The sequence below is a fragment of the Citrobacter sp. CRE-46 genome (assembly GCF_059615875.1).
The window spans coordinates 2,089,009-2,102,624 of sequence record NZ_CM184341.1; the positions used below are offsets into that span (position 1 = coordinate 2,089,009).

General features: G+C 52.5%; 14 protein-coding genes, 2 tRNA genes and 1 pseudogene. 11 read left to right on the plus strand and 6 right to left on the minus strand.

What is annotated here, in order from left to right; translation table 11 throughout:
* The 8 genes from AC534G_RS09830 to ldtA all read left to right on the plus strand — a co-directional run bounded on the left by AC534G_RS09830 (position 1) and on the right by ldtA (position 6,714).
* The gene (locus AC534G_RS09830) at positions 1–282 is read left to right on the plus strand and encodes an energy-coupling factor ABC transporter substrate-binding protein (RefSeq protein WP_038641640.1); all 282 of its coding nucleotides are present in this window, start codon (positions 1–3) and stop codon (positions 280–282) included.
* A complete protein-coding gene (locus AC534G_RS09835) occupies positions 269–946 on the plus strand; it encodes an energy-coupling factor ABC transporter transmembrane protein (protein ID WP_016156861.1) in 678 nt (225 codons plus the stop codon). Before AC534G_RS09830 ends, AC534G_RS09835 begins: the two co-directional genes overlap by 14 nt.
* Positions 947–954: 8 nt before the next feature.
* On the plus strand, positions 955–1,770 hold the full coding sequence (locus AC534G_RS09840; protein WP_038641638.1) for an energy-coupling factor ABC transporter ATP-binding protein: 816 nt from the start codon (positions 955–957) through the stop codon (positions 1,768–1,770).
* Entirely contained in the window at positions 1,767–3,287 is a 1,521-nt protein-coding gene (locus AC534G_RS09845) for a cobyric acid synthase (protein ID WP_110497563.1), read from the plus strand. The genes AC534G_RS09840 and AC534G_RS09845 overlap by 4 nt, the downstream gene beginning before the upstream one ends.
* A complete protein-coding gene (cobU, locus tag AC534G_RS09850) occupies positions 3,284–3,829 on the plus strand; it encodes a bifunctional adenosylcobinamide kinase/adenosylcobinamide-phosphate guanylyltransferase (protein WP_069323548.1) in 546 nt (181 codons plus the stop codon). The genes AC534G_RS09845 and cobU overlap by 4 nt, the downstream gene beginning before the upstream one ends.
* Positions 3,826–4,569 (plus strand): adenosylcobinamide-GDP ribazoletransferase, encoded by a 744-nt coding sequence (gene cobS / locus AC534G_RS09855; protein WP_038641631.1) that lies wholly within the window; start codon positions 3,826–3,828, stop codon positions 4,567–4,569. Before cobU ends, cobS begins: the two co-directional genes overlap by 4 nt.
* A gap of 24 nt (positions 4,570–4,593) precedes the next feature.
* Complete coding sequence (cobT, locus tag AC534G_RS09860) at positions 4,594–5,658, plus strand: nicotinate-nucleotide--dimethylbenzimidazole phosphoribosyltransferase (RefSeq protein WP_110497565.1); 1,065 nt, start codon at positions 4,594–4,596, stop codon at positions 5,656–5,658.
* Between the two features lie 126 nt (positions 5,659–5,784).
* Positions 5,785–6,714: a L,D-transpeptidase gene (gene ldtA, locus AC534G_RS09865; RefSeq protein WP_110497566.1), complete on the plus strand. Its 930-nt coding sequence runs from the start codon at positions 5,785–5,787 to the stop codon at positions 6,712–6,714.
* Positions 6,715–6,738: 24 nt separating this feature from the next.
* On the opposite strand, the gene AC534G_RS09870 is transcribed toward ldtA, so the two are convergent.
* The 5 genes from AC534G_RS09870 to mtfA all read right to left on the minus strand — a co-directional run bounded on the left by AC534G_RS09870 (position 6,739) and on the right by mtfA (position 11,377).
* Entirely contained in the window at positions 6,739–7,422 is a 684-nt protein-coding gene (locus AC534G_RS09870) for an ABC transporter ATP-binding protein (protein ID WP_110497568.1), read from the minus strand.
* 10 nt (positions 7,423–7,432) lie between these two features.
* The gene (locus AC534G_RS09875) at positions 7,433–9,121 is read right to left on the minus strand and encodes an ABC transporter permease (protein ID WP_110497570.1); all 1,689 of its coding nucleotides are present in this window, start codon (positions 9,119–9,121) and stop codon (positions 7,433–7,435) included.
* Entirely contained in the window at positions 9,105–10,142 is a 1,038-nt protein-coding gene (locus tag AC534G_RS09880) for an extracellular solute-binding protein (RefSeq protein ID WP_038641620.1), read from the minus strand. Before AC534G_RS09880 ends, AC534G_RS09875 begins: the two co-directional genes overlap by 17 nt.
* Before the next feature lie 262 nt (positions 10,143–10,404).
* Positions 10,405–10,480, minus strand: a tRNA-Asn gene (locus tag AC534G_RS09885).
* Between the two features lie 99 nt (positions 10,481–10,579).
* Positions 10,580–11,377 (minus strand): DgsA anti-repressor MtfA, encoded by a 798-nt coding sequence (gene mtfA / locus AC534G_RS09890; protein WP_038641617.1) that lies wholly within the window; start codon positions 11,375–11,377, stop codon positions 10,580–10,582.
* Positions 11,378–11,470: 93 nt separating this feature from the next.
* Between mtfA and AC534G_RS09895 the strand changes: the two genes are divergently transcribed.
* Positions 11,471–11,560: transfer RNA gene (locus AC534G_RS09895), tRNA-Ser, on the plus strand.
* 123 nt (positions 11,561–11,683) lie between these two features.
* Here AC534G_RS09895 and AC534G_RS09900 read toward each other — a convergent pair.
* Positions 11,684–11,791: pseudogene (locus AC534G_RS09900) on the minus strand (tyrosine-type recombinase/integrase); the annotation flags it as partial.
* Between the two features lie 175 nt (positions 11,792–11,966).
* On the opposite strand from AC534G_RS09900, the gene AC534G_RS09905 reads away from it, so the two are divergent.
* Together AC534G_RS09905 and AC534G_RS09910 are read left to right on the plus strand one after the other, a co-directional pair.
* Positions 11,967–12,656: a helix-turn-helix transcriptional regulator gene (locus AC534G_RS09905; protein ID WP_110497575.1), complete on the plus strand. Its 690-nt coding sequence runs from the start codon at positions 11,967–11,969 to the stop codon at positions 12,654–12,656.
* Positions 12,657–12,726: 70 nt separating this feature from the next.
* Complete coding sequence (locus AC534G_RS09910; RefSeq protein ID WP_110497577.1) at positions 12,727–13,473, plus strand: SDR family NAD(P)-dependent oxidoreductase; 747 nt, start codon at positions 12,727–12,729, stop codon at positions 13,471–13,473.
* Positions 13,474–13,616 lie beyond the last annotated feature (143 nt).

Genomic DNA, 13,616 nt, shown 5'->3' on the forward strand with positions numbered 1-13,616 from the left:
ATGAAAAAGACGCTGATTTTGTTATGCATGGTGGTGGCGCTGGTGATCCTGCCGTTCTTTATCAACCACGGTGGAGAGTACGGTGGTTCAGACGGTGAGGCGGAAAGCCAGATTCAGGCTATCGCTCCGCATTATGAGCCGTGGTTCCAGCCGTTGTACGAACCGGCAAGTGGCGAAATTGAAAGCCTGCTGTTTACGCTCCAGGGGTCGCTGGGCGCAGCCGTAATTTTCTACATTCTGGGTTACACCAAGGGCAGACAACGCCGTGATGACCGGGCTTGACAGGCTTAGCTATCAAAGCCGCTGGTTTCATGTCTCGCCGGTGCGGAAATTTCTGCTTTGGCTGATGATGATGATTCTGGCGTTTACCCTGCCCCCGTTGGGGCAGGGTATCGAGCTGTTACTGATTGCCGCGCTGAGCTGCTGGCTGCTGCGCATTTCCTTCTGGCGCTGGTGCCGCTGGATGGCATTGCCGTTTGGTTTTCTGACGGTTGGTGTTGTGACCATCCTGTTTAGTTTTAGCCGCGATCCGCAAACCCTGCTGGCCAGTATCCCCGTAGGAAGCTATTGGTTAGGCGTGAGCGCGCCAGGCCTGGTCACTGCCAATGAAACCTTCTGGCGCAGCCTTGCGGCGCTGGCGGCAACCTTCTGGTTAGTGCTGAATCTGCCGTTTCCGCAGTTGATTATTTTACTCAAACGCGCACACGTTCCTCGCCTGCTGACTGAACAGATCCTGCTGACCTGGCGGTTTATTTTTATCCTGTTAGACGAGGCGCTGGCTATTCATCGCGCGCAAACGCTGCGTTTTGGTTATCGTAGCTTGCCGTTGGGCTACCGCTCGCTGGCGATGCTGGTGGGATTGTTATTTACCCGTGTGTTGATCCGCTACCAGCAAATGACCACCACACTGGATATCAAACTGTATCAAGGTGATTTTCACCTGTAAGGAAAAGTATGCTTGCCACTTCAGCGCTTTGGTTTCGCTATCAGGATGACCCGATCCTCAAAGGGCTAACGCTGGACTTTTCTACGCATGCCGTCACCGGGCTGGTAGGGGCCAATGGCTGCGGGAAATCCACGCTGTTTATGAATCTGAGCGGGTTATTGCGACCGCAGCAAGGCGCGGTGATGTGGCAGGGCAAACCGCTGGATTACAGCAAGCGCGGCCTGCTGGCGCTGCGCCAGCAGGTGGCAACCGTATTTCAGGATCCCGATCAGCAAATCTTTTATACCGATATCGACAGCGATATTGCGTTCAGTCTGCGCAACCTTGGGGTGGATGAAGCTGAAATCTCACGTCGGGTGGAAGATGCGCTCACGCTGGTTGATGCCCAGCATTTTCGCCATCAGCCTATTCAGTGTTTAAGCCACGGGCAAAAAAAACGCGTGGCGATTGCCGGTGCGCTGGTGTTGCAGGCGCAATATCTGCTACTGGATGAACCTACTGCAGGCCTTGACCCATCAGGCCGCACGCAGATGATTGAGATAATCAAACGCATCGTAGCGCAAGGAAACCACGTGGTTATCTCCAGCCATGATATCGATCTTATCTATGAGGTCAGCGATGCAGTTTACGTTTTACGCCGGGGCGAAGTGCTGACGCACGGCACGCCGGGTGAGGTTTTCGCCCGGACGGATCTTATTGAACAAGCTGGATTGACTCAGCCCTGGCTGGTAAAGCTGCATACTGAGCTGGGTTTCCCGCTGTGTAAAACAGAGGCTGAATTTTTTAGTCGTATGCGAGAGAACGCACTGAAGGAGGCGTCATGACGCAGGCAATAATGTTGCAGGGAACGGCATCTGATGTGGGTAAAAGCGTGTTGGTCGCCGGGCTGTGTCGAATTTTTTATCAGGACGGACTGCGTACCGCGCCGTTCAAATCGCAGAATATGGCGCTGAACTCGGGCATTACGCCAGAGGGGAAAGAGATGGGCCGCGCGCAAATTTTTCAGGCTGAGGCGGCCGGCATTACGCCGGATGTGCGTATGAATCCGGTGCTGCTTAAGCCGACCAGCGATCGTAAAGCGCAGGTTGTGCTGATGGGCAAAGTGGCGACCGATATGGATGCGGTGAGTTACCACGAGTATAAGCCGCGCCTGCGGGAGCAGATCCTGTCAGTGTATAACAGTCTGGCGCAGGAGTTCGATGTGCTGGTGCTGGAAGGCGCGGGAAGCCCCGCTGAGATTAACCTGCGCGATCGCGATATCGTCAATATGGGCATGGCTGAGATGGCGCAATGCCCGGTCGTTCTGGTGGCTGATATCGATCGCGGCGGCGTGTTTGCCTCTATTTACGGCACGCTGGCGCTACTGCATGACCATGAACGCGCCAGGGTAAAAGGGGTGATCATCAATAAGTTTCGCGGTGATGTGGCGTTGCTGTACTCCGGTATCGAGCAAATTGAAGCGCTGACCGGCGTTCCGGTGCTGGGCGTCATGCCATGGCTGGATGTTGATCTGGAAGATGAAGATGGTGTGGCGCTGCAAAAGGGCAAGTATCTGCGTACTGACAAACGCGACATCGACATTGCCGTTGTTCAACTTCCGCACATTTCTAATTTTACTGATTTCAATGCGCTTGCGGCACAACCGGATGTGCGCGTGCGCTATGTTCGCCAGCCTGAAGAACTGGCAGGGGCCGATCTGGTGATTCTGCCAGGCAGCAAAAACACACTGGGCGATCTGGTGTGGCTGCGTGAAAGCGGAATGGCGCATGGCGTCGTGCAATTGCATCGTAATAACGTTCCGGTGGTGGGGATTTGCGGTGGCTACCAAATGCTCGGCGACACCATCATTGATGAGGTGGAATCAGGGCTCGGTACGCTGCCGGGTCTGGGCTTGCTTAATACGGTGACCCATTTTGCCCAGCATAAAACCACGACCCTGGTTGAGGGGAAAATGTCTTCTTCGCTGCCCGACTGGCTGGCGGGCGCGGCAGACTTATCCGTTCGCGGTTATGAAATCCATATGGGCGAAACGGCATTATCCGAAGCATGCCAGTCGGTGATGACGCTGCGCAAAGAAGGCAGACATGTGGCTGACGGCGCGGTAACACCGGATGGCCTGGCGTTCGGCACCTATCTTCACGGTCTGTTCGACAGCGATGAATTTACCCGTGCATTGGTGAATGGCCTGCGCGTACGCAAAGGATTAGCACCGCTGGATTCCACCTTCCATTACGCGCAATATAAATCGCAGCAGTTTGATCTGCTGGCGGATGCGATGCGGCAACACATCGATATTGAGAAAATTTATACCATCATGAAGCAACACCGGGAGCCCGTATGATGATTCTGGTTACGGGCGGCGCACGAAGCGGCAAGAGTCGGCATGCGGAAGCGCTAATCGCTGATTCCCCAAACGTTCTGTATATCGCGACTTCGCAGATTTTTGATGAGGAGATGGCGGCGCGAATTCAGCACCATCGCGATGGACGCCCTGCGCACTGGCGTACTGCCGAGCGCTGGCAACATCTCGATGAACTGATTACGGCAACAAACGATCCTCAGGAAGCCATTTTGCTGGAGTGCATCACCACCATGGTGACCAATCTGCTGTTCGCTCTGGGCGGTGACAGCGACCCGGATAGCTGGGATTACGCGGCGATGGAGCAGTCCATCGAGGATGAGATCCGTTTGCTGATTGCTGCCTGTCACCGTTGCCCGGCAACGGTGGTCCTGGTGACTAACGAAGTCGGAATGGGGATTGTTCCGGAGAACCGTCTGGCCCGGCATTTTCGCGATATTGCCGGACGCGTGAACCAGAGACTGGCGACGGCAGCTGATGAGGTGTGGCTGGTGGTATCAGGAATTGGAGTCAAAATTAAATGAGTAAGTTGTTCTGGGCAATGCTTTCTTTTATCAGCCGCTTGCCCGTTCCTGCTCGCTGGTCGCAAGGACTGGATTTCGAGCACTATTCGCGCGGTATCGTGATGTTTCCCCTGATAGGCGTGGTGCTGGGCGGGCTGACGGGGCTGGTCTTTATGGCGCTGCAGCCCTGGTGTGGTACTCCACTGGCAGCCTTATTTGCCGTATTGACGCTGGCGTTGTTGACCGGTGGTTTTCATCTGGACGGTCTGGCGGATACCTGTGACGGTATTTTTTCTGCCCGTCGACGCGAACGGATGCTGGAAATCATGCGCGACAGTCGCCTGGGAACCCATGGCGGGCTGGCGTTAATTTTCGTTTTGCTGGCCAAAGTGCTGGTGGTGAGCGAACTGGCTTTACGTGGCACGCCAATGCTGGCGGCGCTGGCTGCGGCATGTGTCGCCGGGCGGGGTAGCGCTGTTTTGCTGATGTATCGACATCGCTACGCCCGCGAAGAAGGGCTGGGCAATGTCTTTATCGGCAAAGTTACCGGGCGTCAAACCTGCGTCACACTGGGGTTGGCGGCAATCCTGGCCGCCGTGCTGCTTCCGGGCATGCGCGGCGTAGCAGCGATGGCTGTCACGATGGTGGCGATTTTCATTCTTGGGCAGTTATTAAAACGTACGTTGGGTGGGCAAACCGGCGATACGTTGGGCGCAGCCATTGAACTTGGCGAGTTGATATTCTTGCTGGCTCTGCTTTGAGTCAGCCAACATACTGGAACCCTTATGCAGACTTTAACCTCTTTACTCCACGCGATCCCTTCACCTGACAGTGCCGCGATGCTGCGTGCTCAGCAGCATATTGATGGCTTATTAAAGCCGCCGGGAAGTCTGGGTCGGCTCGAATCTCTTGCCGTGCAACTGGCTGGTATGCCTGGCCTGAAAGGTGTGCCGCATGTGAAGGACAAAGCGATGCTGGTGATGTGCGCCGATCATGGCGTCTGGGATGAAGGGGTTGCCGTTTCGCCTAAAGTGGTCACGGCTATTCAGGCCGCCAATATGACGCGTGGGACGACCGGCGTTTGCGTTCTGGCCGCTCAGGCTGGGGCAAAGGTGCATGTCATTGACGTGGGAATTGACGCGGAGCTTATCCCCGGCGTGGTGAATATGCGCGTCGCGCGCGGCTGCGGCAATATTGCCCAGGGCCCGGCAATGAGCCGTTCGCAGGCAGAGGAACTGCTGCTGGAAGTTATCCGCTATACCCATGAACTGGCGAAACAGGGCGTAACGCTGTTTGGCGTGGGTGAACTCGGTATGGCAAATACCACGCCAGCGGCGGCTATCGTCAGCGTGCTGACCGGCAGCGATGCCGAAGATGTGGTGGGCATCGGCGCTAACCTGCCGCTTTCCAGAGTAGGTAATAAAGTAGAGGTTGTGCGGCGAGCCATTGCCGTCAATCAACCGGATCGCAATGACGGTATCGATGTACTGGCAAAAGTGGGCGGATTTGATCTGGTTGGCATGGCGGGTGTGATGCTGGGCGCGGCCTCCTGTGGGCTGCCGGTCGTGCTGGATGGTTTTCTTTCATACTCTGCTGCGCTGGCGGCCTGCCAGATCGCACCGCAGATTAAACCCTATCTGATCCCGTCACATTTCTCTGCTGAGAAGGGGGCCCGCACTGCGTTGGCGCATCTGGAGCTGGATCCGTATCTGAATATGGGGATGCGTTTAGGTGAAGGCAGCGGGGCCGCGCTGGCGATGCCAATTATTGAGGCAGCCTGCGCGATGTACCACAACATGGGGCAGTTAGCCGCCAGCAACATTGTGCTACCGGATGGTAAAGAAGCATAGTTACGTGCCCCCAGAACCTCGCCGTATGGCGAGGTTTATTTTTGCGCATTGAATTCGTAACCCACTAAAACAGATAATAAAAGCTATAATTACCGGATATCTGCTGCGGCAACGGAAAGGAAAAAGATGCGTCGTGTAAAACTGCTTTGTTCACTCATCATGCTGCTTGCGAGTCAGGTAGCACACGCGGTGAGCTATCCGCTGCCGCCAGAAGGTAGTCGTCTGGTAGGTAGCCCGCTGACGATTACAGTCCCGCCCGGAAACACCCAGCCGCTGGAGGCCTTTGCCGCGCAGTACGGGCAGGGGTTGAGCAATATGCTCGAGGCCAATCCCGGCGTAGACGTTTTTCTGCCTAAGTCTGGCTCAACGCTGGTGGTGCCGCAGCAACTGATCTTGCCGGATACCGTGCGTGAAGGCATTGTTATCAACGTCGCCGAAATGCGTCTTTATTACTATCCTCCGGGCACAAACACGGTTGAAGTTTTGCCGATTGGCATTGGACAGGCGGGGAGAGAAACGCCGCGTAATTGGGTGACGGCGGTCGAGCGTAAGCAGGAAGCGCCGAGCTGGACGCCGACGCCGAATACCCGCCGCGAATATGCTGCTCGCGGGGAAACCTTGCCGGCGTTTGTGCCTGCCGGACCAGATAACCCGATGGGCCTGTATGCGATTTATATCGGCAGGCTTTATGCCATTCACGGCACTAATGCTAACTTTGGTATTGGTCTGCGGGTGAGCCAGGGCTGCATCCGTTTGCGTAATGACGATATTAAGTACTTGTTTGACACGGTGCCGGTTGGGACGCGTGTGCAACTGATTGACCGCCCGGTGAAATACAGCGAGGAACCAGACGGCAGTCGCTGGGTAGAAGTGCATGAGCCGCTGTCACGAAATCGTTCTGAGTACGAGTCTGACAGAAAGGTTCCCTTGCCGATCACTCCCGCTTTGCGCACATTTATCAGCGGGAGTGGCGTGGATGTGAACCGCGGGAATCAGGCCCTGGAAAGACGTTCCGGTATGCCGGTGAACATCAGCCAGGTTCAGCAGCATTTTTAATATTAAAGCGGCCCAGGTTTATCGTCAGATAAGGTGGGGCGCTTTTTTAATTTGATACTGCCCCATTTTTACCACGCCGATATGGTCTGCCATTAGCTGCGCTTCGTGTTCGCTGTGGGTAACCAGCAGTGCCGTTTGCCCGGCAGCGCGCAAAATATCCCGTACCTCGTTGCCAAGACGCTCGCGCGTGCGCTTATCAAGGCTGGAAAAGGGCTCATCCAGCAACAGAATTTCCGGATGCGGTGCCAGCGCACGCGCGAGCGCGATGCGCTGCTGTTGACCGCCGGAAAGTTCATGGGGATAGCGGCTGGCATGGCTATGTAATTCCACCATTTTTAACAACTCCGCCACCCTGGCCTGCTGTTCTTCACGCGGCATACGGCGTAATCCAAAGGCGACATTTTGGTGCGCGGTCAGATGCGGAAATAACGCATATTCCTGAAAAACCATGCCGACATGACGCTTTTCAGGCGGGAGATGAACACCGGGAGCGGCAACACGATGCTGAGACACATAGATCTCTCCGCTTCGCAGTCGTTCAAACCCTGCAACGGCGCGTAGAACCGTGGTTTTCCCGCAGCCTGAAGCCCCTAACAGACAGGCGATTTCCCCTTTGCGTACCGACATTGAAAATCCATTCAGTACCGATTGCTGGCTGTTGCCATAGGTAACGTGCACATCCTGGAGGCGTAATGCAATTTCTGACATTGTTACTCTCTTAACCCCGGCGAGTCATTTGGTGACGCACCAATAAAATAACCGGTAGCGTGCCAGCTAAAACAATCATTAGCGCGGCGATAGCACCTTCTTCATAAGTTCCACGAGCGGCTTCCGCATACAGCAATGTTGCCAGCGTTTCGAAGTTAACCGGACGCAAAAGCAATGTTGTGGGTAGCTCTTTCATCGCGTCGGCAAAAACCAGCAGAGCGCTGCTTACCAGCGCCGGGCGCAGTAGAGGGAAATGAACCCGTGCAAACGTGCCCGCGCCATTCTCGCCCAACAGCCGGGAAGCCTGCTCCAGCGAAGGTGGAATCCGTCCCAGACCGGAATCCAGCGCGCCGATGGCAATCGCCTGGAAACGCATGGCGCAACAAATGACCAGCAGGATCCCGGCTGACATCAGCGGCAGGCCACGCACATCCAGCAAGTCAGCCAGCCAACGGTCAACCGCCATGGCCGGCGTTAAAAAACCAATCGCCAGGATTGTGCCGGGAACCGCGTAGCCTAAAGAGGCCAGACGCATCACGCCACGGCGAAACCCCGGCATCGCGTTGTCTGCAGCGCTATGGCGTGCGCTCCAGGCCACCAACAGACTGACGCAAACCACCACCAGCGTGGTTCCCGCCGCGAGCAAGAGCGTATTTTGTAATGCTGACAGTAACGAGGGGGAGAGAAGATTGTCATCGCCGATACGTTTGGCGCTTTCCCACATTAAAAACAGCACCGGGGCCAGAAAACCCAGCACAACCGGCAGCGAAATAACGGCACCAAGCAGCCAGCCGCGCCAACCCTGCACGCGCGTGGGTTGAATTTCCCGCAGACTGCGGCTGCTGAACCCCTGTTTTCTGCGGCCATAAAATTCCAGCGTCAGAATAAAGAAGATAAACATCAGCATCATGCAGGCGATTTGCGCCGCTGAAGATAAATCGGAGCGCGAGATCCACGTGGTGTACACGGTAACAGTTAACGTCTGTACCCCAAGGAATTCCGACGCGCCGATGTCGTTAAGCGTTTCCAGCAATGCCAGACTGATGCCAACGGCCAGGGCCGGACGTGCCATGGGGAGGGCAACGCGAAAAAAAGTTCCGGTCGCGCTGCATCCCAGCGTACGTGCGGCTTCCAGTAAATGAGCCGGCTGGCTGATAAACATGGCGCGGGTGGTCAGGTACACGTAAGGATAAAGTACTAAGCCGAGCAGAATTATTGCACCGGAAAGAGAGCGTAAATCTGGCAGGCGGAACTGTCGTGGGCTGTCAAAGCCCCGTAAGAAACGAATAAAGGTTTGCAGGGGACCAATCGGATGCAGCAGATCGAGCCAGGCAAAGGCGACGATGTAGGTCGGCATCGCCAGCGGCAACAGTAGCGCCCAACCGAGAATTTTGCGTCCAGGAAAATCCCATGCCGTCACCGCCCATGCGCTACCTACGCCAATGACGCCGACCATCACGGCGACACCCGCTAACAACAGTACGGTATTTTTTAACGCGGCAGGCAACACCCACGTCAGGAGATTATCCCAGTGAGATAAATCGGCCTGGGTAGCCTGCCAGATCAGCGCAATGACGGGGGTCAGGACGCCAAGCGCCACGCACAGCGCGCCAAGATGCAACGGCGTTAATAATGACTGCGGCCCGGAAACCAGGCCGCGTAACGCTGGAAACTGCAAAGGTTTATTGATCGAATCCAACTTTATCTACCAGCAGGCTAGCTTGTTTACGATACTTCACGATTTCGGTTAACGGTGTCTTATCGACATCAATTTCACCGATGGTGGCGCTGATAACCGGATCAAGCGTTACGCCTTTCAGTACCGGATATTCGAAGTTCGCTTTCGCATACTGCTGCTGGGCAGGCGCGGAAACCAGATACTCCATCAGCTTAACGGCATCGGCTTTATTTGGCGCATAGCGGGCAACGGCAGCGCCGCTGATATTGACGTGTGTACCACCATTCTCAAAGGTTGGTTTTACGACTTTGATGGCATCGCCCCATTGGCGAGCATCGCTGCCTTCTTTGGCATTTTTCATATGGCCGACGTAATAGGAGTTAGCCAGACCGATATCACAAATTCCACCGAGGATATCGCGGGCAACGTCGCGGTCGCCGCCGGTGGCTTTACGGGCCAGGTTAGCCTTCACGCCGCGCAGCCAGTCTTCGGTTTTAGCTTCACCGTGATGGGCAATCATCGCAGCGATCAGCGCCGTGTTATACGGATGCTGCCCGGAGCGGATACAGACTTTACCTTTATACTCCGGGCTGGCGAGTTGTTCGTAATGCCAGTTATCAATGGGCATTGATTTTTCGGCATACAGCACACGAGCGCGCATAGAAAGTGCAAACCACTGATTATCCGCGCCACGCAGGTTGGCTGGAATCGCGGTTTTCAATGCTTCTGACTCTACCGGTTGGGTCACTCCGGCTTCCACGAGATCGAGGAGATTGCCTGCATCAACGGTCATCAGCAGGTCGGCAGGGGAGTTTTTGCCTTCCGCTTTAACGCGCTCAAGCATGCCATCCTTGATATAAACCGTACTGACTTTGATGCCGCTGGTTTTTGTCCAGCTATCAAGTAACGGCTGAATCAGACCTGGTTCACGGGTGGTGTAAAGCGTTAATGTTTCCTGGGCGAAAGCCGGCAGGCTAACAGCGAAGACCAGGGCAGAGGCAAGCGTGATACGGCGCAGTCCGGTGCGAGGCAGAGCATTCATCGTTTATATCCCAGAGTAATTGGAACGTACAGTGAACCGAGCAGGGCTCGTTCTTTTGGCTCGCGTACAATAAATGATAATCACTAGCAGTTACAATAATTGCAAAGTTTAAACGATTTACATTTACATAACTTTAATCAATGGTGTGATGCGACATGGAATAGGGGCGGTACAACAGGCAGAACGCTTATGCAAGATGCTTTTATGTAAGCCTGAAAAGCAAAAAGCCCGCTCAAGTTTCCTTAAGCAGGCTTCTTAAATTTGGCTCCTCTGACTGGACTCGAACCAGTGACATACGGATTAACAGTCCGCCGTTCTACCGACTGAACTACAGAGGAATCGTGTGAACGAGGCGCATATTACTGACCTCACCCTGAGGTGTCAACAGTAAAATTAGCGCGTCATTTCAATTGGTTAATTAATCTTCAAATTCAGTGTTAATGCACATTTGATGAGCGATAATGGTCATCTTCGGGGTTATCACGTAACCGTTGCATTGGGTTTTGGCGGTAAAACAGGATGAAACGCTGCCATAAAGCCGGGAATCGTGGAGCAAATAATTCAGGTGCGCTGAAAAAATACTCGGATAATACGGCAAAGCATTCGGCCGGATCGGTTGCAGCGTAGGCATCTATACTGCATGCGGTTTCCCCTACCAGATCGATTTCATCCTGAATATTGTTCATTGCGGCATGCAGGTCGTGCTCCCAGCCGGCAATGTCTCGCAGAGGAATCGCCGGAATTCCGCTGGCGCGATCGCCATTACGCATATCCAGCTTATGCGCGACTTCATGAATGATCAGATTAAAGCCTGAGGCATCAAAGGAATCCTGAATATCAAGCCAGTTGAGAATTATCGGACCTTGCTGCCAGCTCTGCCCGGACTGAACGACACGTTGATTGTGTACCAGACCAATTTCGTCTTCCCATTCGTCGTCGACAACAAATGGGGCAGGGTAGATGAGAACTTCATGAAACCCATCGAGCCACTCGATCCCCAATTCCAGAACAGGTAAACAGAAGAGCAGAGCAATGCGCGCACTTTTTAGCGGGTCCAGCTCAAACCCCTGAAGTGCTACCAATCTTTTTTGCTGTAAAAAACGCTCGGCCAGGGCGATAAGTCTGGCTTGTTCTTGCTCGGTGAGATTCACCAGAAGCGGAATAGCCAGGGCGTTATCCCAGGGCCAGTCGTCATTTCGGGCTGTTTCTTGCTCTTTCCAGGGCCACTTAATCATCGTTTTGCTCGCAAACTCGTCACTTGAACGAAATTGACGGAACTGGGTCTGTTAAAATGCCAAATTACCTGGCATCATGGCAACCACCAAAACGGAGAGATGCCAGAGCGGCTGAATGGACCGGTCTCGAAAACCGGAGTAGGGGCAACTCTACCGGGGGTTCAAATCCCCCTCTCTCCGCCACTATTCAAACACTTAGCTCAATTCCTTTCAACGACTCATGTCACACTTGGTATAGTGTCGGTATATTCGCTTAGTATAAAGCTCGCCATCATCATCTTCTGATTTGCCCAATACTGGAAGATCCTATGTGGGAGAAATTCTCACTTTTCTGTCATAAACCACAACTTGGCTTTCAGTTTTGTGACCTGAGAAGAGTTGTTTGTCCTTACTCGAGACGTCGTAATCTGAAAGTTGGCGTAGCCAGAACGCCATCAAATCTGGCTGTCTTCTTTGAGCTGTGAGTTCAATGGGGCATCCTTAATCAATGTGGCAGTTCAACTTAAGTGTGTATGCTAACTTTGGATTAAGATGCTTATCCAACAGATGATTTAAGATAGCCTCTCAGGCTTAAGATGGATTTATCAACATGACCAGAACAGAAAGGCTTCTCGAATTACTACAGATATTAAGGGCTCAAAGATATCCAATCACTGCATCCACTCTCTCTGAAAGATTGGGAATAAGTGTGCGCTCCATTTACAGAGATATAAAAACGCTACAGCATCAAGGCGTGTGCATTGAGGGTGGTGCAGGAATTGGTTATATCGTTAAGTCTGATTTCCATTTACCACCCTTAAATCTTTCTCATGAAGAAATTAATGCTATTACACTTGGGTTAAATTGGGTATCACATAATACGGATTATGACTTCAAAAATATCGCAAGGACTGCACTTGCCAAAATACATGCCGTCATTCCCGGTGAATTACAAAATCTTATTGAGAGTCAGTCCTATCTGATTGGTCCTTCAGAAAATAATGAGATCTTTTTTGCAGGTATCCGCAATGCTATTAAAAAGCGACACAGAATCAAAATAAAGTATTGTGACAAGAAAGAGACTTACTCTTCTCGGGTTATATGGCCTATCGGATTGGTATATATGGAGTCGTGCTGGCTTTTGGTTGCATGGTGTGAGATGAGAAATGATTTTCGTCATTTTAGAACTGACAAAATTGAAGAGCTGATACAGCTGGATTCCCTATATAGTGAAAGCAGGACAGTTTTATTGAAAAAATGGAGAATAAAAGAAGGAATTTGTGAGGGGAAAGAGTACTGACAAAAACTGTCATAGCTAATTTGTATACTAACCCTGATGAAAGACTCAATTCTACTTCATAGGGGGAGTTATGAATTTCCAGAATAAAGTTGCTGTCATAACAGGAAGTACTGCAGGTATAGGTGAGGCAGTCGCCGAGCAATTACACAATCATGGCGCGAAGGTTGTTATTGTATCCCGCTCGTCAGAGCAGGCTAAACAAAAAGCGAAACGATTATCTTCACAGGGACAACAAGCGTTGGGGATCGGATGTGATGTGTCACAGCCTGAACAAGTACGGCAAATGATAGATGAGGTCATCAAATATTTCGGCAGACTCGATTATGCCGTAAATAACGCAGGCTTAACGGGTGAACATGGTAAAAACATAACAGAGCAGACAGTTGAAAACTGGGATAAGGTTATTGCCACCACATTAAGCGGTGTTTTTTACTGCCTAAAATATGAAATACCTGAGATGATGAAATTTGGTGGCTCTATAGTTAATTTATCTGCCGTCAATGGTCTGGTTGGCATTCCTGGATTAGCGCCTTACACCGTGGCTAAACATGGTATAATCGGTTTAACCCAAACCGCTGCGCTAGAGTTTGCAAGTCAAGGTATTCGGATTAATGCTGTCGCTCCCGGCTATGTCCAAACCCCACGAATGAGTGAATTCCCTGAAAATATCGTACGTAGTTTTGCAAACAGTCACCCCATGAAAAGGATGGCAAAAATGCAAGAAATAGCAGACTTTATATTGTTTTTGCTGTCAGATAATTCGGCGTTCTGCACTGGAGGGGTTTATCCAATCGATGGTGGTTATTTAGCCGAGTAAAATACCCCACAGGACCTGTTAAACACTAAGAATTGCCTTGCCAAAGTGGTAGGCTCACTGGGAGCGTTAGAATATAATTAACGCTTCCGTTGCAGCGCAAGTGATAACAATATTTCCAGTATGGTTTAACGTGAGCATGGATG